The organism is [Mycobacterium] stephanolepidis (assembly GCF_002356335.1).
GTDB lineage: Bacteria > Actinomycetota > Actinomycetes > Mycobacteriales > Mycobacteriaceae > Mycobacterium > Mycobacterium stephanolepidis.
In genome coordinates this window covers 4,693,006-4,713,158 of sequence record NZ_AP018165.1, presented here as the reverse complement: position 1 = coordinate 4,713,158, position 20,153 = coordinate 4,693,006, and the positions used below count along the sequence as shown (strand labels likewise).

At 63.3% G+C, this 20,153-nt stretch carries 19 protein-coding genes; 12 read left to right on the top strand and 7 right to left on the bottom strand.

What is annotated here, in order from left to right; genetic code table 11:
- Positions 1-23: 23 nt before the first annotated feature.
- Positions 24-404, top strand: a complete 381-nt coding sequence (locus MSTE_RS23380) for a hypothetical protein (protein ID WP_096504791.1) — start codon at positions 24-26, stop codon at positions 402-404.
- Here MSTE_RS23380 and MSTE_RS23375 read toward each other — a convergent pair.
- A complete protein-coding gene (locus tag MSTE_RS23375) occupies positions 401-1,555 on the bottom strand; it encodes a low temperature requirement protein A (RefSeq protein WP_096504789.1) in 1,155 nt (384 codons plus the stop codon). The two genes, MSTE_RS23380 and MSTE_RS23375, sit on opposite strands and share 4 nt — an antisense overlap.
- 152 nt (positions 1,556-1,707) lie before the next feature.
- Here MSTE_RS23375 and MSTE_RS23370 point away from each other — a divergent pair, with 152 nt between their 5' ends.
- Genes MSTE_RS23370 through MSTE_RS23360 form a run of 3 tightly spaced genes read left to right on the top strand, consistent with a single transcriptional unit; the run spans position 1,708 to position 3,836 of the window.
- The gene (locus MSTE_RS23370) at positions 1,708-2,394 is read left to right on the top strand and encodes a TetR/AcrR family transcriptional regulator (RefSeq protein ID WP_096504787.1); all 687 of its coding nucleotides are present in this window, start codon (positions 1,708-1,710) and stop codon (positions 2,392-2,394) included.
- A gap of 13 nt (positions 2,395-2,407) precedes the next feature.
- Complete coding sequence (locus MSTE_RS23365; protein ID WP_096504785.1) at positions 2,408-3,325, top strand: alpha/beta fold hydrolase; 918 nt, start codon at positions 2,408-2,410, stop codon at positions 3,323-3,325.
- A 4-nt stretch (positions 3,326-3,329) separates the two neighbouring features.
- Positions 3,330-3,836 (top strand): SRPBCC family protein, encoded by a 507-nt coding sequence (locus tag MSTE_RS23360; protein WP_096504783.1) that lies wholly within the window; start codon positions 3,330-3,332, stop codon positions 3,834-3,836.
- Here the strand turns inward: MSTE_RS23360 and MSTE_RS23355 are convergent.
- The gene (locus tag MSTE_RS23355) at positions 3,804-4,481 is read right to left on the bottom strand and encodes a GntR family transcriptional regulator (protein ID WP_096504781.1); all 678 of its coding nucleotides are present in this window, start codon (positions 4,479-4,481) and stop codon (positions 3,804-3,806) included. The two genes, MSTE_RS23360 and MSTE_RS23355, sit on opposite strands and share 33 nt — an antisense overlap.
- 104 nt (positions 4,482-4,585) lie before the next feature.
- Between MSTE_RS23355 and MSTE_RS23350 the strand changes: the two genes are divergently transcribed.
- The 8 genes from MSTE_RS23350 (at position 4,586) to MSTE_RS23315 (ending at position 14,404) form a co-directional block, all read left to right on the top strand.
- Positions 4,586-5,392, top strand: coding sequence for an enoyl-CoA hydratase (locus MSTE_RS23350; RefSeq protein WP_096504779.1), 807 nt, complete (start codon positions 4,586-4,588; stop codon positions 5,390-5,392).
- A gap of 13 nt (positions 5,393-5,405) precedes the next feature.
- Positions 5,406-6,995 carry a fatty-acid--CoA ligase FadD5 gene (fadD5, locus tag MSTE_RS23345; protein WP_096504777.1) on the top strand — a complete coding sequence of 530 codons (1,590 nt, stop codon included), beginning with the start codon at positions 5,406-5,408 and terminating at the stop codon, positions 6,993-6,995.
- A 215-nt stretch (positions 6,996-7,210) separates the two neighbouring features.
- On the top strand, positions 7,211-8,728 hold the full coding sequence (locus MSTE_RS23340) for an MlaD family protein (RefSeq protein ID WP_096506311.1): 1,518 nt from the start codon (positions 7,211-7,213) through the stop codon (positions 8,726-8,728).
- Complete coding sequence (locus MSTE_RS23335) at positions 8,725-9,780, top strand: MCE family protein (protein ID WP_096504775.1); 1,056 nt, start codon at positions 8,725-8,727, stop codon at positions 9,778-9,780. The genes MSTE_RS23340 and MSTE_RS23335 overlap by 4 nt, the downstream gene beginning before the upstream one ends.
- On the top strand, positions 9,773-10,819 hold the full coding sequence (locus MSTE_RS23330) for an MlaD family protein (RefSeq protein ID WP_096504773.1): 1,047 nt from the start codon (positions 9,773-9,775) through the stop codon (positions 10,817-10,819). Before MSTE_RS23335 ends, MSTE_RS23330 begins: the two co-directional genes overlap by 8 nt.
- On the top strand, positions 10,816-11,949 hold the full coding sequence (locus MSTE_RS23325; RefSeq protein ID WP_096504771.1) for an MCE family protein: 1,134 nt from the start codon (positions 10,816-10,818) through the stop codon (positions 11,947-11,949). Before MSTE_RS23330 ends, MSTE_RS23325 begins: the two co-directional genes overlap by 4 nt.
- Entirely contained in the window at positions 11,946-13,154 is a 1,209-nt protein-coding gene (locus MSTE_RS23320) for an MlaD family protein (protein WP_096504769.1), read from the top strand. The genes MSTE_RS23325 and MSTE_RS23320 overlap by 4 nt, the downstream gene beginning before the upstream one ends.
- On the top strand, positions 13,151-14,404 hold the full coding sequence (locus tag MSTE_RS23315; RefSeq protein WP_096504767.1) for an MlaD family protein: 1,254 nt from the start codon (positions 13,151-13,153) through the stop codon (positions 14,402-14,404). Before MSTE_RS23320 ends, MSTE_RS23315 begins: the two co-directional genes overlap by 4 nt.
- A 5-nt stretch (positions 14,405-14,409) precedes the next feature.
- Here the strand turns inward: MSTE_RS23315 and MSTE_RS23310 are convergent, their stop codons facing one another.
- The 5 genes from MSTE_RS23310 to MSTE_RS23290 form a co-directional block, all read right to left on the bottom strand.
- On the bottom strand, positions 14,410-15,522 hold the full coding sequence (locus tag MSTE_RS23310; RefSeq protein ID WP_096504765.1) for a phosphodiester glycosidase family protein: 1,113 nt from the start codon (positions 15,520-15,522) through the stop codon (positions 14,410-14,412).
- Positions 15,523-15,636: 114 nt separating this feature from the next.
- The gene (locus tag MSTE_RS23305) at positions 15,637-16,383 is read right to left on the bottom strand and encodes a pirin family protein (protein WP_096504763.1); all 747 of its coding nucleotides are present in this window, start codon (positions 16,381-16,383) and stop codon (positions 15,637-15,639) included.
- Between the two features lie 73 nt (positions 16,384-16,456).
- A complete protein-coding gene (locus MSTE_RS23300; RefSeq protein ID WP_096504761.1) occupies positions 16,457-17,581 on the bottom strand; it encodes an NDMA-dependent alcohol dehydrogenase in 1,125 nt (374 codons plus the stop codon).
- Between the two features lie 141 nt (positions 17,582-17,722).
- Positions 17,723-18,463, bottom strand: a complete 741-nt coding sequence (locus MSTE_RS23295; RefSeq protein WP_096504759.1) for a glucose 1-dehydrogenase — start codon at positions 18,461-18,463, stop codon at positions 17,723-17,725.
- Positions 18,464-18,512: 49 nt separating this feature from the next.
- Positions 18,513-20,060, bottom strand: a complete 1,548-nt coding sequence (locus tag MSTE_RS23290) for a long-chain-fatty-acid--CoA ligase (protein ID WP_096504757.1) — start codon at positions 20,058-20,060, stop codon at positions 18,513-18,515.
- Positions 20,061-20,153: the final 93 nt, after the last annotated feature.

The following is a 20,153-nucleotide window of genomic DNA, read 5'->3' as shown; positions in this document are numbered from 1 at the left end:
CCATTCGGCGTATGAAGGGGTTTATGCGTTGGCCGTTGGTCGCAGTTGTCCTGGGGTGGGCCGTGTTGGCTCCGGTGGCCGCGGCGGACCCGCATGACTGTGCTTCGGTCGATCGGGCGTGGGTGCAGATTAGGGGACTTTCGCAGGAGAACGGGGTGGCGGTGCGTCAGACCGCTGTCGCGCGAAATCGGGCGATCGCGGTGCTGCTGCGGACGGCCGCGCGGGACACGGCCGACCGCACGGTGCAAGGGCGGGCCCTGGACGCCGCGGCGGCCGCGGAGCACTACGCCGAGGTGATGGCCGTCGCGACCTCGGTGGACGGTGTGCTCGCGCCGCCGGGCGAGGAGATGGCCGGCGCGGTCAACGCCATGGCGGCATTGGAACAGGTGTGCCCGGTGCGTTAAGCGGGCTCGGTGTCCTCGATGCGCCGCCAGGTGACCAGCGCGGCCGCCAACGCCGCTAAACCGGCGAGCCAGTACAACGTGTGCGGGAGTGTCGAGATGGCAACTGAGGCAACGGCGATCGCCGGTAGCCCGATGTTCAGGATGGTGTCGCGGCGTTGCAGGAGCAGCACCAGCCATGCCAACACCAGGTAGATGGCGAATGGGACCGTGATCGTGAAGGCGGCAACGGTCGAACTCAGGTGGCTCTTGCCGAGTCCCTCGTCGACGGCGATCTCGAACCCCGCTGAGATTGCCGCGACGGCGGCGAAGATGAAGTAGTGGCTGTAGCCCCACAGCAGGGTTGAGCGCAGTGACGCGTCCTTGCACTCTTGTTCCTGGTCGAAGTAGATCCACCACACCGCGGCGACGATGATCAAGGCCGACACAGCGATACCGATCATGGTGCCGGTGTGGTCGGCTTCCTCGGCGCCGCCGATGATCGAGTTCGCGGAGGCCAGGATGGATTCGCCGAGCACGATGAGGGTGAACAGGCCGTAGCGTTCGGCAATGTGCTGGGGATGCCATGACGTGGTGGTGGCGCGTTCGGCGAACACGGGCACCGACAGGTCGGCCAGCGCGATCACCACGAACAGCGGTATGCGCAGATGTTCCGGTGCGAAGAGCCCCCAGCAGACCCATGCCGCCTGGACGACTGCGATACCCGAGACGTAGCGCAGGCAGGTGGCGCGCATGCTCGGGTCGCTGATGGCCGCACGCACCCATTGGCTGCCCGCGGCGATGCGCATGAGTACATAGCCGCCGATGGCGATACCGAAGTCGGCCCCGGTCATCGCTCGCTCGACACCGGCCGCGACGGTGAGCGCCCCGGCCATCTGAACGAACACGGTCAACCGATACAGCCAGTCGTCTGTGTCGAAGGCGCTGGCGAACCAGGTGAAGTTCATCCACGCCCACCAGATGGCGAAGAAGCCGATCGCGTACCCGACGAGTCCCTCGGCGAAATGGCCCTCGGCCCAGAAGTGGTGAAGGGTTCCGGAGGCGCGCGAGACCGCGACCACGAAGACGAGGTCGAAAAGCAGTTCTAGCGGGGTGGACGCGCGGTGCGGTTGCGCGGGATCGCGTGCCACCATGGCCCGCAGGCCACTGGTCATGTGGTTACCTATTCAGGGTCGGTGGAGCGCCGGACGGGGGCAGCTTAACGGGCTTCTGGCGTCGGGGCCGGCGAACATAACGCCCGAATAATCCAACCAGTTGATCGGGATTTCGTCCGTGCGTGGAAGGCCTGCGCATATAGTGAGGCACCATGCAACCGGTCCCCGCTGCCTCGAAGGCAGGCAATTCCTCGCAGCGCCGCGCCGGCCGCCGCGAGGAACTGGTGGCGGTGGCTTCCAAATTGTTCGCGGCGCGGGGCTATCACGGCACCAGGATGGACGACATCGCTGATGTCGCGGGCCTGAACAAGGCGACGGTTTATCACTACTTCGCCTCCAAGGCACTCATCTTGTATGAGATCTACTTCAAGGCTGCCGAGGAGACGCTGGCCTGCCTGCAGGACGACCCGAGATGGTCGGCGCGTGAATCGCTGTACCAATGCACGAGCCGCATGCTCGCGCTCATTTTCTCGAATCGCGAGCAGGGGGCGGTGTACTTCCAGGAGAACCCGTTCCTGTCGGAATGGCTCTCCCCGGAGCAGGTCGCCGAGATCCGCAAGCGCGAGGACATGGTGCAGGAGCGGGTTCAGAACATCATCGAGCGGGGTATCGCCAGCTCTGAGTTCGTCGAGTGCGACTCGCACGTCATGGCGCTCGGTTACATCGGAATGGTTCTCGGCTCTTACCGCTGGCTCAACCCGAGTGGCCGCCGCAGCGCGCAGGAGATCGCCGTGGAGTTCAGCACCACTCTGTTGCGTGGGTTGATTCGCGATGAGGAAACGCGGATCAGCGATCCGCTGGGCGTCGCGACGGCGACGTCTGCTGACGGCACCCCATAGTGGCGGAGCTGTAGTGGCCGCTGATTCCACCCTGACCTTGGATCTGCCCAACGTCAGATTGCAGGCATTGTGCTGGGGACCGCAGGACGGTCCGCTGGCGATCTGCGGACACGGCTTCCCCGATTCCGCTCACACGTGGCGCCTGCTGGGGCCGAAGCTGGCCGCCGACGGGTGGCGTGTGGTGGCGCCGTTCACTCGCGGTTACTCGCCCAGTGAGATACCGGCCGACGCCGAGTACGGGCTGGGTGCCCTGATGCAGGACGTCCTGGATATCCACACGCTGCTGGGCGGTGACGAGCGCGCCGTGTACATCGGCCACGACTGGGGCGCATTGGTGGGCAACGCCCTCGCTCGCAGCCGTCTGTCGCCGTTCGCCCGCATTGTCACCATGGCGGTGCCCCCGTTTGAGGTCCTCGGGTCGAGTTTCGCGTCGATCGGACCGCTCGGCTGGCCCGTTGTGCTCGGGCGCCAGCTGTTGATGAGCTGGTACACGGTATTCCATCAGATTCCGGTGTTGCCGGAGTTGTTGCTGCCCTGGCTTCTTCGCCTGTATTGGCGACGATGGTCGCCGGGATATGACGCACGTGCGGACCTGCTGTACACCGGTGAGGCGATGCTTCAGAAGGGGAATCGCCGCGCCGTCATCGGCTACTACCGCGCAAACATTCGGCGGGCCCTGGTTCCTTCGCGGAAGTACTGGAATACCCAGCGATCTCTGCTGGACGATGCGAGCACCCCGCTGCTCTATCTGCATGGCCGGAACGACGGGTGCATGACGCGGCGGCTGGTAGAGTCTGCGCGCCCGGATCTGCCCGATCGCAGCGTTGAAATCATCAATGGCGGTGGACATTTCGTGCATCTGGAATGCCCGGACGTGGTGCACGAGCTCGTGCGTGAGTTCCTGCGCCCGCCAACTACGAAGGTAGAGTGAACCAATGCCAGTCGTCAGTCAGACCGTCGAGGTGGCCGCCCCGCCGCAGGTGATCGTCTCCATCGTCACCAACTACGAGGCCTACCCCGAGTGGAACAAGGAGATCTCCAGCGTCGAGATTCTGGATCGGCTCCCGGACGGCCGTCCCCGCATCGTGCGCTTGAGGGTGGAGATGACGGGCATGGCCTCGACGAATGTCGCGGAGATCGCGTACCTCAATGCCGCGCAGGTGGCGACGCGTCTGCTCGAGAGTGACATCTTCGAGAAGCAGGAACAGACGTTCTCGATCGTCCCGATGGGGCCCACGTGTCTGCTCACCGTCGACATGGATGTCGAGACCAAGCTCCCGATCCCGAAGCCGATGGTGAAGAAGCTCGCCAACCAGGTCCTCGAACATCTCGCCGAGGGATTGAAGGGCCGCGCCGAACAGATCGCGTCGGGTGCCATCGCGCCACCGGCGCCACCGCAGGCAGCTCCACTACCCCCCGGGCCACATCCCGGCGTGGTCTAAATACTCGGTCAGTCGGCGTGCTCCGTCGACGAATTGAACCTCGGTCTGGGTAATCACCTCGGCGAGGTCGCCCACACGCAATGCCGCGATGAGCTTGTCGTGCGCCTCCACCGCGTGCTGGGCCCACGCGTCGGCCGAGGCGAACATCATGTGCGGTGTGTACCGGGTGGCCTGCAGTAGAAACCAGGCCAGCTTGGGGCGGTCGGCCACATGGTTGAGAAATCGGTGGAACTCGAACTCCGCGACCGAGATCAATTCGGGTGAAGCGGCATGGCGCAGTGTGTCGTTGAGATCTGCCAGGGTGTCGATCTGCTCCGGGGTTATGCGTTCGGCTGCGGTCTTGGCCAGTTCGACGGCAAGGTGCGCCTGCAGCGCGAAAATGTCTTCGATATCGGCCCGGCTCAACGCGGCGGCCATGTATCCGCGGTGAGGGACGGCCTCGACCAGACCCTCGCCACGCAAGGTCAGTAGCGCCTCGCGTACGGGTGTGACGCTGACGCCCAGCTGGGCGGCAGTCTCATCCATCCGGATGTACTCACCGGGACGCAGTTCACCTGTCATGATCGCTGCGCGGAGCCGGCCGGCAACCTCCTCGGACAGCTGCGGCCTGCGAATTTCACGGGTTTGTGCCCGGGGAGCATTCATCCGATCTGCCTGCCATTTCCATGTGTGGTGACGCCCTTGCATCTAAAGTCATATCAAATATATTTGAGTCGACCCGACGAAGCGACAACCCAGGAGGCAGTGACTTGAGTCCCCATGAATCTGTCGGCGCACCCGATGTGGCCGTCGAGGACGGCGTCATGCGGATCACGTTCACCAGACCAGATCGGATGAATGCGCTCAACGCGCCCGCTACCGCCGGATTGATCGAAGCGCTGGACTCGGTTTCCGGGCGAGATGACGTGAGAGTCGTCGTCATCAGTGGAGGTGCACCCGGGAGCGCGTTCACGGCGGGTGCCGATGTCGCCGAGTTGGCCGCGGGGGCCGGAGACCTGACCCCGCTGCAAGCCGCCGAGCTGACGATGGACAACGCCGAGCGGTTGGTGCGCGCGGTCCTGAACTGTCCGGTGCCCACCATCGCCGAAGTCACGGGCGCGGCCGCGGGGATCGGTGCATCGGTGGGCCTGGCCTGTGATCTGGTCTATGCCGCGGATTCGGCCTTTTTTCTGCTGGCGTTCGCGAACATCGGGCTCATGCCCGATGGAGGATCGAGCGCATTGGTGTCGGCCTCGATCGGTCGTGTGAAGGCCAATGCGATGGCGCTGCTGGCCCAGCCCCTCAACGCTGCCGACGCCTGTGCGGCCGGGTTGGTCAACGAAGTGCTGCCCGGGGATCAGCTGCGCGAGCGCGTCGATAAGTCGGCGCGCAGGCTCGCCCATGGTTCCCGCCGTGCATTGCAGCTCACCAAGGAAGCCATGAACTCGGTGTCGCTCAAGCTGTTCGATGAGGCCATCGCCCGTGAGCGCGAGGGGCAGATCGAACTGTTGATTTCACCCGATGCCCAAGAGGGCTTCGCCGCATTCCTCGAGGGCCGACGCCCCAATTTCAGTTAGTAGGAGAGAGTCTGTGACCGACACAATCGATGCGACCGCGACGTCCGCGGGCCTTGACCAGCCGTACCGCGCGCGACGGCAGAACTGGTGTAACCAGCTGGCCCGGCACGCGCTCATGCAACCCAACGCCACGGCGATCCGGTATCTCGGGCGCAGCATCTCTTGGGGAGAGCTGAACCAGCGTGTGCAATCCCTGGCCGATGCGCTGTCCCGCCGGGGTGTCGGTTGTGGGGATCGTGTGCTCATCCTGATGCTCAACCGCCCCGAGTACGTCGAATCATGGCTCGCCATCAACGAACTCGGGGCCATCGCCATTCCGGTGAACTTCCGCATGACGCCGCCCGAAGTGGCGTTCCTGGTCGAGAACAGCGGGGCCACGGTAGCGATCACCGAGACGGTGCTGGCTCCGGTGGTGGCCGCGGTACGCCAGCAGGTGCCCGCGCTGGAGACGGTCATCATTGCGGGTTCGGAGTCCGAAGACGGCGCTCTCGGATACGAAGAGGTCATCGCCGAAGTCGGTGACCCGCATACCGAGGTGGATCTACCCGGCGATACCCCCGCGCTCATCATGTACACCTCCGGGACTACGGGTCGGCCCAAGGGTGCGGTGCTGACGCACCTCAACCTGTCCGGGCAGGCCATGAGCTATCTGCTGAGTACCACTGTCGATCTGAACGCCGATGTGGGATTCATCGGTGTTCCCATGTTCCACATCGCCGGCGTGGGCAACATGATCACCGGTCTGCTACTGGGCTTGCCCACGGTTATCCACCCTCTGGGCGCCTTTGATCCCGGTGCGCTGCTGGATGTTCTGGAGTCCGAGGGAGTCACCGGGATCTTCCTGGTCCCGGCCCAGTGGCAAGCCGTCTGTGCGGCTCAGCAAGCAAACCCGCGCAAGGTCAAACTGAAGACACTTTCCTGGGGCGCCGCCCCCGCCAGTGACGTGTTGCTGCGGACGATGTCTGAGACGTTTCCCGACGCCAAGATCCTGGCCGCGTTCGGGCAGACCGAGATGTCGCCGGTCACCTGCATGCTGATGGGAGAGGACGCGATCCGGAAGATGGGTTCCGTCGGCCGGGTGATTCCGACGGTGTCTGCGCGTGTCGTCGACGACAACATGAACGATGTGCCGGTCGGTGAGGTCGGGGAGATTGTCTACCGGGCGCCGACGCTGATGCAGGGCTATTGGAACAACCCCGAAGCCACCTCCGAAGCGTTCACGGGTGGGTGGTTTCACTCCGGTGACCTGGTCCGCCAGGACGCGGACGGCTTCGTCTGGGTAGTGGACCGCAAGAAGGACATGATCATCTCCGGTGGCGAGAACATCTATTGCGCCGAGGTGGAGAACGCGCTCGCCGAGCATGAGCAGATCACCGAGGTGGCGGTGATCGGCAGGCCACATGAGAAGTGGGGCGAGGTGCCGGTAGCGGTGGCGGCCATCCACGGTGACGGACTGACCATCGGTGATCTCGATGGGTTCCTGACCGAGCGGCTGGCGCGGTACAAGCACCCCAAGGATCTCGTGGTGGTCGAGGCGTTACCGCGTAATCCCTCGGGCAAGGTCCTCAAAAACGAACTGCGCAAGCAGTTCGGGGGAGCCTGACAGCAAATATGAATCTGGATTCAGAAAAGTTTGGTAAAGCGTAATACGTAGAACTGTACGTCATGTACATTCCTGTAATCGCCGTCACATCGGAGGGGTTGGCGTGACCGAACCTGTAGGGACTACAGGCCGCGTTGGCTGACGAAAGGGACCTGTGATGCTCCGGATCCTGTGGTGGCGCCATACGGATGCGCGCGTTGCGGGAGGAGGTCTGCGTGCCGAACTCCTTTGAAACCGACGGACGCGGTCCGTCGGACCGCCAGCTCCTGTGGTGTGGTGTGGCGATTGCCCTCGTGGCCGCCCTGGTCGGCACCGCGCTGGTCATCAAGTCGACCGGCCGTTTCAACAATTATGTGCGTGTGGTGGCAGAACTCACGAATGTGGGCGACGGTCTTCCCGCGAAATCGGATGTCAAATTCCAGGGCGTGCTCGTCGGCTCGGTCAACGATCTGACGCCCTCGCAGCGAGGTAGGCCCAATGTCGTCCACATCGATCTGAAACCGGATCTGGCGCACACGATCCCGCGTTCGGTCACCGCCAGGGTGGTCCCCAGTAACGTGTTCGCGGTCTCCTCCGTGGAACTCGTCGACCACGGCCCCGGTGCGGCGATCACCAGTGGCACCGTCATTGCCGAGGAGACCGAGCTGCCGACGGTGCTGTTCCAGACGACCATCAGCAAGCTGCGCGACATCCTCCTTGCCAACGGGCGCGGTCGCGATGACGATTCCGTGGGTATTTTCGCCGTCATCGCCGCGGCAACAGAGGGTCGGCGCGCGACTCTTCTGAATGCGGCCGGGCAACTGACCCGGATCATCGACGAACTCAACGGGATCGTCGCGACGGATACCGGCCCGTCGACCCTTTCCGCCCTCCTCAATGCGACCAAGGGGTTGCAGACCACAGCTCCTGAGCTCGTCGATGCGCTGCACCAAGCGGTCAAGCCCATGCAGACATTGGCCGAGAAGCGTGACCAGCTACAAACGCTTCTCAACGCCGGGCTGCACACCACCGGTACCGTCCGGCAGTCGTTGGATAACCAGACCGACCGGATGATCGACATCACGACCAAGCTGACTCCGGTCGTCGGCGTGCTTGCCCAGAACTCCGTGCAGTTCCTTCCGATCGCTACTCGGCTGAAGGTGTTCTCGGACAAGTTCTTCAGCGACGTGTGGGATTCCGAGAAGGACACGGTGAACATCCGTGCGGTCCTGTCGTTCACACCGTCGACGATGTATACCCGCGCCGACTGCCCGCAGTACGGGGAGCTGAAGGGGCCGAGCTGTTTCACAGCGCCAGAGCTGGTGGTACGGCCGGATCTCCCCGAGGTGCTGCTGCCCCAGAACTTCAAGCCGCCGCCCGATCTTGCGCCGCCTCCGGGAACGACAGTCGGCCCAGACGGGAATTTGATCGTCACGGGGCTACCGCTGCACAATCCGAACCCCAACCTGACGGACCCCAATCCGCCGCTGCCCTGGTGGCAACCCAACCCGTCGCCGCGTGTCCCCGGCACCGCGGACCCCGGAGACGCAGAACCCCCGCCCCAGTCTGCGGGTACCGCCCCTGCTTCGTTCGGTGGGGATGTCGGCCCCGTCGGTAGTACCAGTGAACGCGAACAACTGGGCATGATCACCGGAGGTACGGCGACCTCTGCTACCCAGCTGCTACTCGGGCCGGTTGCACGTGGTACCAAACCCGTTGTTGCCCAGCAGGTCCAGTCCGGAGGTCGGCGATGAAATTTCGCGGGCCATTGATCGGGCTCTCGGTGTTCATGGTGATCGCGTTGGCGATGACGTGGCTGGTGTACGCCACCCTGCGCCGCGAGGTCGCGGGGTCGACCTACAACTACGCCGCGATGTTCACCGATGTCACCGGGTTGCGTGATGGGGATGACGTGCGGGTCGCGGGTGTGCGCGTCGGCCGTGTCGAATCGGTGGCGATCGACGGTGATCTGGCCAAGGTGGAATTCCAGGTACAAACCGAGCAACCCCTGTACGGCAACACCATTGCGTCGATCACCTATCAGAACATCGTGGGACAGCGTTACCTCGGTTTGTCCCTGGGTAAGACCGGCGGCACCGATCGGCTCAAGCCGGGGAGTGTGATTCCGGTGGAGCAGACAGAGCCTTCCTTCGACATCGGCATGCTGCTGCACGGCTTTGAGCCGCTCTTCAGCGTGCTCGATCCCACGGAGGTCGACAACCTCACCGACGGCGTCGTCAAGTCTCTACAAGGGGATACCGGCTCGATCGTCGGCCTGGTTGACCAAACATCACAACTGACCGAGACGTTCGCGGGCCGGGATCAGGTTCTCGATGACGTAATCACCAATCTCAATGGTCTGACGAAAACACTTGCCGGCCAGAATAAGAACCTGGATACCGTGCTGGCACACACGCGCGAGATGGTGGCGATTCTGGACAACCGGCGCGCGGCATTGGTGGACTCGGTTGGTTCGACCGGCTTCGCGGTGCGGCGCTTATCGAAGATCACGGATACCGTGTACCCGCAGTTGAACGAAATCCTGCATCGAGAACCGGGATTCGTCAGTCACTTGAACAATATCGAACCGCAGCTCGCCTTCACCGGCGCCAATCTGCCGTTGCTTCTCAAGGGTCTTGTCAGAACCACCCAAGAGGGTGCCTTCATCAACGGCTACGTCTGCGATCTCAACATCACCGGATTCTTCCCCGGCCTCAATGACGTCGTTCCGATCATCGTGAACGCCGCCACACCAGGCAACAAGGCCAAATACACCCCGAAGTGCAGGAACCTTGCAGATGGATAAACCCAGTGTATGGCAGCGTATTTCGCGACGCCCCGTCGAGACGTACAACAAGACGTGGTTGGGCGCTATCGCGCTCGCGGTGATCGGCTCCCTGGTGGGGGCGATGCTGCTGGTGAAGGCGATCGGTATCGGCTACACCCACTACACCGCGGAGTTCTTGCAAGCGGCGTCGCTGCAACCGGGTGCCAATGTGTCGTACGCGGGGGTGCCGGTGGGCAACGTCACCAGCGTCGAACTGGTCGACGACCGCATCGAGGTCGGCATGCGGGTGCGCAACGACATCACGTTGCGCAAGGATGCCAAGGCGTCAATCAAGATCACTACGATTCTGGGAAATCAGTACGTAGAACTGCGCAACGGCGGCGACGGGAAGTTGGCCAACCGTCGTATTGATCTGGCACACACCGACGTTCCGTACGATCTACAGGCCACCTTGCAGGACGCAACCTCTACCTTCGAGCAGGTCGACGCGGACAAGATCGCGGAATCGATGGCAATACTCGGTAAGCAGCTCGAGGGCTTGCCTGCGGTGCTGCCCAAGGCGATGGAGAACATTCAGACGCTGTCGTCGGTGATATCGCATCGCCGCGACCAGCTCGGAACACTGTTGGCAAGCACCGAGATGGTGACGGGCACGCTGTATCGGCAGCAGGGCGATATCGGGAAACTGATCGTGCAGGGCCGTGATCTGCTCGGTGAATTCGTATCGCGGCGAGCGAGTTTCCACTCCATGATGCAGGCGGTGACCGAGCTGGTAAACGTCCTGAGCAAGATCGTGGTCAAGGACAGGCGCGCGGTCGACGCACTCATCGCCGATGTGAGGACATTCAGTAATTTGGTCGGCGGCCACGACGACTTGTTCCGGAGCCTTCTCCAGGTAACCGCGGTCGCAGCGCGAAATGTCACGAACCTGACGGGCTATGGCAACGCACTCGAGCTGAACGCACCCGGCGGCCTGGCCGTGGATTCGTGGATGTGCGCGATCAGCGGACGAGCCAAGCAGTTCAACATGATCGAGTACTTCAAGGACTGCCAATGAGCACACCGATAAGCACACGGACACAGCGGCTCATCTGGGTCGCGGGGGCGCTGGCGGTAGTGGTCGCGGTGGTGGTGGCTGCGGTGGGATGGACCTACCTGCGCGAGCGGAGCAATCGCCTCACCATCACGGCGCAATTCGAATCGGTCTCGGGCCTGTACCCCGACAACAAGGTGTCCGTACTCGGCATGCCGATCGGCAAGGTCACGAAGATCACCTCGCGTGGCACCTATATGGAGGTCGAGTTCACGGTCGATTCGAAGGTCAAGGTTCCGGCAGATGCCAAGGCCGTCACGGTGTCCACCTCGATTCTCACCGACCGCCACATCGAACTGACACCCGTGTATCGCGGCGGGCCCACGCTCAAGAACGGGGACGTCATCGGCTTGGACCGCACCAAGACGCCCGTGGAGTTCGACAGGGTGCTGGCCATGGTCGACAGGCTCTCCAAGGCGATGAAGGGTGACGGTAAGGGCGCTGGGCCTTTGGCTGACGTCGTCAACAACAGCGCCAACGCTCTGTCCGGGAATGGCGAGTTGATGCGGGCATCTCTGGACGAGTTGTCCAAGGCGCTCCGCTTGAGTGCCGACGGCGGCGCGATGACTCGCGATCAGCTGACCAAGATCATTACCCGCCTCAGTTCCCTTTTCGAGGCTGCGGCCCGCAACGACCAGAACATCCGCGAGTTCTCGTCCACGGTCCGGCAGCTGTCGCAGGTGCTCGACGACGAGCAGTTGGGGTCGGGTAACACCGGAAAGCAGTTGAACAACATTCTGCTGCAAGCGGGTTCATTGCTCGAGCAGAACCGCGATGCCATCAAGCAGTCGGTGGGCAACTCGAACCAAATCGCCCAGGCGGTGTACGACAACCGGCGTGAGTTGTCGGAAGGATTCGACCTGCTCCCACTGATGGCGGACAACGTCTACAACGTGGTCGACCCGGTCAATAACGTGGTGCGCGCGCATGTGCCCGTGGACAGGCTTCTGTTCGACACTCAGGCGGCCAAGGAAATCTGCAACCTTTTGGGGCTGCGCCAATTGGGTTGCAGCACCGGCACCCTGCAGGACTATGGGCCTGACTTCGGATTGACCTACGTTCTCGATGGTCTTGCGGCGATGGGACAGAAATGATCGGGTTACGAAGATTGGCGGGGCCCGTCGTGGCAGTCGCTGTACTGCTGACGAGCGGATGCAGCACCAACGGTCTTGCCAGCCTGCCACTTCCGGCGCCAGGCATGTCGGGTGGCTCCTACGGTTTGAAGGCGATCTTCACCAATATCTTGAACCTGCCGTCGCGCGCCAAGGTGAAGCTGGGCGGTGCCGACATCGGTGAGGTCGACTCGATGAGCACCACCAACTACACAGCAGTGGTCACGATGCGAATCCGTTCGGACGTGGAGATTCCCAAGGGAACCACGGTGGAGTTACGCACCGCGACGCCGCTGGGCGACGTGTTCGTCGCGCTGAAGCCGCCGCGACCCGCCGACCCCAATGCTCCGCTGTTGCGTGACGGAGACACCTTTGGTCTCGAATCGACCACGGCCGCGGCAACAGTGGAGGCGGTGCTGAGTTCTGCGGCGATCATCGTCAACGGCGGTGCGGTGCGCAATCTCACCGGAACCGTCAACGGACTCGGTCGTGCCACCGGTCCCAACGGCGCCGCGTTCGGAGATTTGATCGGCAAGTCGAATCGGCTCCTCGGCACACTCAATGCTCGTTCTAGCCAACTAGATTCCGCTCTGCGGGATACCGCTGAGCTTGCCGCCGAGCTGGACACCCGGCATCAGACCATCGCTGAGCTGTTGACGGCGGCGGCGCCTGCCACGGATGCGTTGTCGGTGAACGCGACGCACATCGCCGATCTGGCCGATCAGGTCGGCGCGGTGACCAAGCAGCTCTCCAAGTTCCCGTCCATTGCAGGCACCGACACGAGCGGCCGGAGTGTCATTGCGGATTTCAATACCCTGTCGCGTTCGTTCAACGACATCGCGGTCAGTCCCGACACCAGCCTTGCCGCGCTCAACAGGCTCATGCCACCGATCGTCAAGATCATGGCGGGCTCGGCCTTCGCCACCCGGGTATCGATAGACAAGATCGCGCTGGGGTCCATTCCGGACATCGGTTACAAGGGTGACCCCGGGTTGCACGGGCCGAAACGTTATGACTGGGCCAAACTCGTCGGCTCCTTCAAATACACCCTGTGGCGCCTCCAGGAGCGCGTGGTGGGGCAGGGGCCGGACGTCCCGACGGTTCCCTTACGCCCCAGTCCCACCGAGCCCGGTGTCATCGAGCCCGTACCGGGCGCCGTTGCCGTGACGCAGGAGCCGCCACGATGATCAGGTCAGTGGCCAACACGGTAGTGGACGCCGTGAAGATGGGGCATCGCAACCGCTTCTGGCTCTCAGGGTTCGCGCTGCTGGCCACCTTGGTGGTGGCGTGCGCTTATCTGGCGGTGGGCGCATTGCGCGCCCGGGCATTCGCATCGACCTATCAGGTATCGATCGAGCTGCCCGAGTCCGGAGGGCTGATCCCCAACCAAGATGTGGCGTTGCGCGGTATGCGGATTGGCCGAGTGGACTCGGTGACTCCCTCCCCGCGCGGACCGGTTGCGGTGATTCATATCGAATCGGATGTGAAGATTCCGGTGGGCAGTCCCGTGCGAGTATCCGGCCTCTCTCCGGCAGGCGAGCAGTATGTGGACTTCGCGCCGGTGACGACAACCGGTCCTTATCTGGGCAATGGCAGTGTGATCACGCGCGGTCAGGCGACGGTTCCGGTATCGCTTTCGAAGCTGCTTGCCGACGCCGATGGTGCTCTCGCTCAGGCGGATACAAAGAAGCTGGAGATCATCAAGAAGGAACTCCACCTCTCACGCGAGGCGCCCCGCAAGATGACGGACATCATCGACGGCGGCGTATTCCTCTTGTCCACATTGGATTCCGTACTTCCTGAGACAGTCAGCGTCCTCAAGAAGAGCCGAGTGACGTTGTCCACGCTCGCGGAGATGAACAACGGTCTGGCCGGCGCCACTCCGGGTTTGAATCGGTCGTTGAACGGGGTGGCCCGGATGGACGGCGGTTTCCGCACGCTGATCGACAGGGTTCCCGGGCCACTGGCCACCACCGATGCTGTTTTCGCCGACAACTCAGACACCATGGCGCAGCTGCTGGGGAACCTCACGACGGTGGCACAGCTTTCGTACGTGCGCGTCCCGGCGCTCAATGCGCTGTTCCCCACATATCGCGGATCGGTGATCGAGGCGCTCAGTAACACCTTCTACGATCACGGAGTTTGGGCCGTCGGGGACATCTATCCCCGCTACACCTGCGACTACGGGACTCCTCGCCCGCCGGTATCGGCCGCCGACTATCCGGAGCCGTTCCTGTACGCGGGCTATTGCCGCGATACCGATCCTGCGGTTCTGATCCGTGGCGCCAAGAACGCTCCGCGGCCGGCCGGCGATGATACCGCCGGGCCGCCGGTGGGTGCCGACCTCGGCAAGCGGGCGGATCCAACTCCTAAGGGCCGCTTCACCATTCCCACGCCGTATGGAGGGCCGACGCTCCCCATCGAACCGCCGCAGTAACCGGTCTAGCTGAATCCCAGCCAGCTGGGCAGCGCCCGGCCGACGCCGCCCGCGGCATCGCACAAGGTGTAGGTGGTATCGCAATTGCCTTTGGGTGAACCATATCCGGCCCACATGCCACCGGCATCGCGACGCAGCACGATGGCCGATGAGCCGCCGCCGTCGAGTGCGATGGCCTTGTCGACACCCAGTCCGCGGTAGAGGTCCTGGAGGTTGTCAGGGGTGTAACTGCCGCCTTGGAAGACCATCAGTTCGTCGGTCGCGGATTTGTAGCCGAGTGCGGTGCGGGCGGCGGCCGGGCCCGGGTCGTTCAGCTGTTCGGTGAATCCCGGAAGCAAGAGCTTCAAGCCGCTTACCGCGACGAACTGAACTCCCTTGTCCATCAGACCTTCTAGAGGTGCGGTGGCATACCCATAGTCCTTCGGTCCTGCGGAGGCGATGACCTCGGGCGCCGAACCCGGAGAAAAGACCATGGTGGCCAGCGCCGTCCAGATCTCGTCACCGCCGGAGAGTGCCTGTTTCCCCGCGTACACCCGCGTTCCGGTGACCTGCTTGTTGTAGTTGGCGCTGCCGTTGGCGGTATCGACATAGGCGCCCAGGGGGGAGGTGCATCCGGTGCTCTTCCAGGTGCCGCCCTGTTGGCCGCGGACGTCAAAGAAGTTGGCGTTGATGATGAAGGTGGGCTTGCCCATGAGCGTCCAGGCGGCCATCGGCTTGTATGTCTCGGAGGCCTGCCACAGACCTTCGGAGGTACGCGCGCGTGCATCGCGTTCACATCGGGACTGATATCCAGAGTGGGTGTCCACCAACAGGTTTGCGCGCAGCCGTGATGAGGCGCTCTTGATGACCATCAGGTGGCCGCCGTTGTCCAGCGTGTACTCGCTACCCGCGGCGTTACGGAACGGCGCCGGGTTGCCGCCTCCGAAGTTGTAGACCAGGAAGGTGCCCTTGGTGTTGGCGATGGCCGCGAGCACCGCATCGTGAGCCGCCTCGGCGCGGGCGGTGTTGTGGGTGGCTGGAACGGGCAACGCGGCTATCAGCATCATGCCGAAGGTGGCGGTGATCAGGCGACGTCCGGAAGTGGGTCGCCGAAGGCGAGAAAAGGGTGAAATGCCCACGGCCGCCCCTTCTGTGAAGTTCCTGAACAGTCAACGATAATCACAGCATCAACACAGTCAACTTTGGTAACAAGTGGGGATCGATCGCACATCGGCGGCGTCGCGATTGGCGCGCTAGCCGCCCAGGCGTGTGTGCATCTCCCAGACGAGGATTTCCGCGTCGATGGTGGCGGTGATCCGGGCACCTCCGGCGTCGGTGAGCCGCACGGCATCTCCCTCTGCCAGCTCGCCCGCGCCCTCGAGAGCCACTGCGCCGCGGGCGACGTAGAGATGCACGAAGGGCGCTGCTGGAAGCTCGATGCCATTCCCGGCGCGGATGCGGGCCGCGTGCAGCGCCGCGTTCTTCTGAGCGATGGTGATAGCCGTCTGATCCCGGTGTCGCCGCATGCCGGAGGCCACAGTCACCAGCCCGCCGGTGAGCAGCTCTGCGTCGATCTCCAGTTGTTGGTAACCGGGATCAATCCCCGAGTCATCGGGAGTCACCCACATCTGGACGAATCGCACCGGATCATTGTGACGCTCCCCGGACAACCGCCAGGAGTCGTTCTTCTCCGAGTGCAGGATGCCGGTGCCCGCCGACATTCGTTGTGCCAGACCGGGGTAGATCACCCCGGCGTTACCCTCGGAATCCTGATGGACCAGTGATCCCTGAAGCACCCAGGTGACGATCTCCATATCGCGATGGGGATGTGTCTCGAAGCCTGCGCCCGGCAGCACGATGTCGTCGTTGTTGACCAAGAGCAGCCCGTGATGGGTGTTGTGCGGGTCGTAGTGCTCGCCGAAGGAAAACGAGTGCTTGGAATCCAGCCATGAGATCGTGGTCGCGAGCCGCTCACTCGCGCGCCGGATGTCGATGGCCATGTATCGACAGTAACGCCACGCAGAGAATCCGGGGAATCGTCTGCGTGGCGCTACTGCCGGTGAAAGTTTCGGCTTACCAGTCGGCTTCGGTGTACTTGATGACGCCGCGGATGTTCTTGCCGTCGAGCATGTCCTGGTAGCCGTCGTTGATCTGCTCCAGGCTGTAGGTGCTGGTGACCATCTCGTCGATCTTCAGCAGGCCCTGCTTGTACAGGCCGACCAGACGCGGAGTCTCGGTGTGCGTGGTGCCACCACCAAAGATGTTGCCCTTCAGGGTCTTCTGCAACATGGTGAACAGGAACAGGTTGAACTTGACGTCCACGTCGACCATGGCGCCCATGCCGGTAACCACGCAGGTGCCGGTTTTGGCGGTGAGGATCATGGCCTCTTCGATGTATTCGCCCTTCATCTCACCGACCGTGATGATGGTCTTCTGCGCCATGATGCCCCAGGTCAGGTCCATAACGGGCATGATGGCCTCGGCCATCGAGGCGTAGACGTGGGTAGCGCCGAACTTGAGGGCCTGCTCGCGCTTCCACGGCACCGGGTCGATCGCGATGACGTAACGGGCTCCGGAGACGACGGCGCCCTGCAGGGCGCTCATGCCGATTCCGCCGACACCGATGATGATGACGTCCTCACCGGCCTTGACCTCGGCGATGTTGGTGGCAGAGCCGAATCCGGTGGGCACGGCGCAGCCGAGCAGTGCGGCCGATTCGAAGGGCACGCTGTCGTCGATCTTGACGACGGAATCCTCGTGGACCACGGCGTACGGCGAGAAGGTGCCGAGCAGGTTCATCGCGGAGACGGGGGTGTCGCCGGCGTGGATGCGATTGGTGCCGTCGGCAATAGCCTTGCCGCCCAGCAGGATTGCGCCCCGATCACACAGCGATCGGTAGCCGCGCATACATGGTGGACACTTACCGCAGGCCGGGATGAAGGCGAAGATGACGTGGTCACCCTCCTGGACGGAGGTAACGCCCTTGCCCACCTTGGTGACGACGCCCGCGCCCTCGTGTCCGGGCAGCACCGGCAGTTCCATCGGGGTGGCGCCGGTCAGCACGTGGTAATCGGAGTGGCACATGCCGGCGGCGTGCAACTGGACCTGAACTTCGCCTTCAGCGGGATCGCCGAGCGTGATTTCGTCGACGACGATCGGCTTGTTGAGCTCGCGAATCAGCGCGCCTTTTGTCTTCATTGACTGGCTAGTCCTTCCAGATACACGTGAACCAGATCACTCTCGTGGACGAGGATAGCGGCTTTAGGCGAAAAGTGAAACGCGTTCTAAAAGTGCGTGGTCAGCGAGTCAAGAGTGGCTCTGACGACTATCTATGCACGATTACGAGGTCTTGTGCGGCACTCCTGCGATGAGCCCGCCGTCAATGAGAAACTCCGCTGCCGTCGAGTAGGAGGACTCGTCGCTGGCCAGGTAAAGAACCAGTGCCGACACCTCGGCGGGGTCGGCGGCCCGGCCCAGCGGGATCTGTAGAAAGTCCTCCGGGATACCCGCCGTCATATCGGTCCGGATGAGTCCCGGATGGACGGAGTTCACCCGGACGCCGTGCGGCGCCAGCTCGAGCGCGACGGACTTGGTCAGCCCGCGCACCGCGAACTTCGTCGCTGTGTAGCCGTGCAGGCCGGGGCTGCCGCGGTAGCCCTCGACCGACGAGATGTTGATGATCGACCCGGCCTTGTTCTCGATCATCGTCTGAGCTACCGCCTGACAACCCAGGAATGTGCCCGTCAGGTTGATATCGAGGATGCGTTGCCACTCGGAGAGCTCGAAGTCGGTGAGCAGGTTGCCGTTGGCGATACCTGCATTGTTGATGAGCACACTCACCGGTCCGAACGTCGTATTGGTGGCCGCGACGGCGTCGACCCATTGCTGCTTGTCAGTGACATCCAGGTGCACATAGTGAGCGTTCGGGCCGAGCTCGGCGGCCAGTGCTTCACCGGCCTCGTCGAGAATGTCGCCGATCACCACGTTGGCGCCCTCGTCGACGAGAGCGCGCGCATGGGCGGCGCCCATTCCACGTGCTCCTCCACTGATCAGAGCAATTTTCCCGGTGACGCGTCCCATGCGTTTTCTCCTTGACGATCGACGTGGGCGCCACGGTACACCAGGTATCTCAGGAGACTCCGGCGTCTCTTTTCTCCCAATATTTCTGGCGGAGAACTCGTTTGAGAATCTTTCCGGCTCCCGACAGGGGAAGCTCGTCGACGAACTCGAAGCTGCGCGGCACCTTGTAGTTGGCGATGTGCGCGCGGCAATGCTCCTGCAAGTCGCTATCGCAGCACGCGGCTTCCGTCTGTTTGACGATGACGGCGTGCACGCGTTCCCCCCACTGCTCGTCGGGGATGCCGATCACCGCGCATGCCGCCACCGCCGGATGTTTGGCCAGTGCATTCTCTACCTCGGCCGAGTAGACGTTCTCGCCTCCGGTCACCACCATGTCTTTGATGCGATCGACGATGTATACGTAGCCCCGGTCGTCCATCCGGCCGGCGTCGCCGGTGTGCATCCACCCGCTCCGGATGGCCTTTGCCGACTCATCGGGTAGCTCCCAATAGCCGAGCATGACGTTGTCGCCCTTGACGATTACCTCGCCTATCTCGCCGCGCGACACCTCGTTGTCATCCGGGTCGACGATCTTGACCTCGCAGTGCGGCGCCGCGCGTCCCGCCGAGCGCAGCAGCGCGGGGTCGTCATGATCATCGGGTAGCAACAGCGTCGCCACGGGAGACACCTCGGTCATCCCATAGGCCTGGGTGAATCGCGCGTTGGGGAACACCTGCTTGGCTCGCTGTAACACCGCCTCGGAGATGACCGAGGCGCCGTAAGTGATTCCGCGGATACCGCTGAGGTCGAGCTCGGCGGCCGCCGGATGATCGACCAGCATCTGAATCATGGTGGGCACCAACAACATGTCCTGGACGTCATGTTTGACGACGGCATCCAGCACCCCCTGCGGTGTGAACGACGGGATGATCACATGCGTGGAACCGGACAGGTTCCCCGCCATCACGGCGCTGAAGTCGGCCATGTGGAACATCGGTGCCGAATGCAGCAGCCGACCGCCCCGGGTGAGGAAATTGCCGGTGGACAGCGACCCCATCGCCGACGTCAGCACATTGTCGTGAGACAGCATGACGCCCTTGGGGTTTCCGGTGGTTCCGCCGGTGTAGAAGACGCCCAGCAGGCTGGCGCCGCCGGTACGGGTGTCGTCGATGGGTTCGTGTGCGGCCAGGAGGTCCTCATACCCGATCATGTCCTCGGGTGTCGGACCGTCACCGCAGTAGATGACGGTGTCCAGGCATGCGCACGCGGTGCGCAAGGGCGCGGCAGCAGCCTTGAACACGTCGTCGACCAGCAGCACGCGGGTGCCCGACTCGCGCAGGGAGTACCCGATCTCGGCAAGGCTCCAGCGGATGTTGACGGCGTTCAGTGCGGTGCCCAACCACGGCACCGCGGTGAGGTATTCGACGTAACGGTCGGAGTTCAGCGACAGCATGCCCACCCGGTCGCCCGGTCGGACGCCGAGTGATCGAAGGCCCGCGGCCAGCCGGGCGACACGGTCGGCGAACTGCTCCACGGTGCGTTCCCGCCCCTGGTCGATCGTGATGGGGCGTTTCGGGTCCTGCTGTAGGGCACGGTGCAGCCACTGGGTGAATTGCATACCCCGATCTTGCCGTCCTGGACTGTCTCGAGTGTGGAATTCGGCGAGCTAACAGGTAATGCTCGGTGTACCGGTACGATGTGTGCAGGGGCA

Bases quoted from the DNA above. Each gene is read 5' to 3' on its own strand.
- MSTE_RS23295 (WP_096504759.1), bottom strand. From the start codon at position 18,463: ATGGGACGCGTCACCGGGAAAATTGCTCTGATCAGTGGAGGAGCACGT.
- MSTE_RS23290 (WP_096504757.1), bottom strand. From the start codon at position 20,060: ATGCAATTCACCCAGTGGCTGCACCGTGCCCTACAGCAGGACCCGAAA.
- MSTE_RS23320 (WP_096504769.1), top strand. From the start codon at position 11,946: ATGATCGGGTTACGAAGATTGGCGGGGCCCGTCGTGGCAGTCGCTGTA.
- MSTE_RS23305 (WP_096504763.1), bottom strand. From the start codon at position 16,383: ATGGCCATCGACATCCGGCGCGCGAGTGAGCGGCTCGCGACCACGATC.
- MSTE_RS23380 (WP_096504791.1), top strand. From the start codon at position 24: ATGCGTTGGCCGTTGGTCGCAGTTGTCCTGGGGTGGGCCGTGTTGGCT.
- MSTE_RS23370 (WP_096504787.1), top strand. From the start codon at position 1,708: ATGCAACCGGTCCCCGCTGCCTCGAAGGCAGGCAATTCCTCGCAGCGC.
- MSTE_RS23330 (WP_096504773.1), top strand. From the start codon at position 9,773: ATGGATAAACCCAGTGTATGGCAGCGTATTTCGCGACGCCCCGTCGAG.
- MSTE_RS23315 (WP_096504767.1), top strand. From the start codon at position 13,151: ATGATCAGGTCAGTGGCCAACACGGTAGTGGACGCCGTGAAGATGGGG.
- MSTE_RS23335 (WP_096504775.1), top strand. From the start codon at position 8,725: ATGAAATTTCGCGGGCCATTGATCGGGCTCTCGGTGTTCATGGTGATC.
- MSTE_RS23325 (WP_096504771.1), top strand. From the start codon at position 10,816: ATGAGCACACCGATAAGCACACGGACACAGCGGCTCATCTGGGTCGCG.
- MSTE_RS23375 (WP_096504789.1), bottom strand. From the start codon at position 1,555: ATGACCAGTGGCCTGCGGGCCATGGTGGCACGCGATCCCGCGCAACCG.
- MSTE_RS23300 (WP_096504761.1), bottom strand. From the start codon at position 17,581: ATGAAGACAAAAGGCGCGCTGATTCGCGAGCTCAACAAGCCGATCGTC.
- MSTE_RS23360 (WP_096504783.1), top strand. From the start codon at position 3,330: ATGCCAGTCGTCAGTCAGACCGTCGAGGTGGCCGCCCCGCCGCAGGTG.
- MSTE_RS23355 (WP_096504781.1), bottom strand. From the start codon at position 4,481: ATGAATGCTCCCCGGGCACAAACCCGTGAAATTCGCAGGCCGCAGCTG.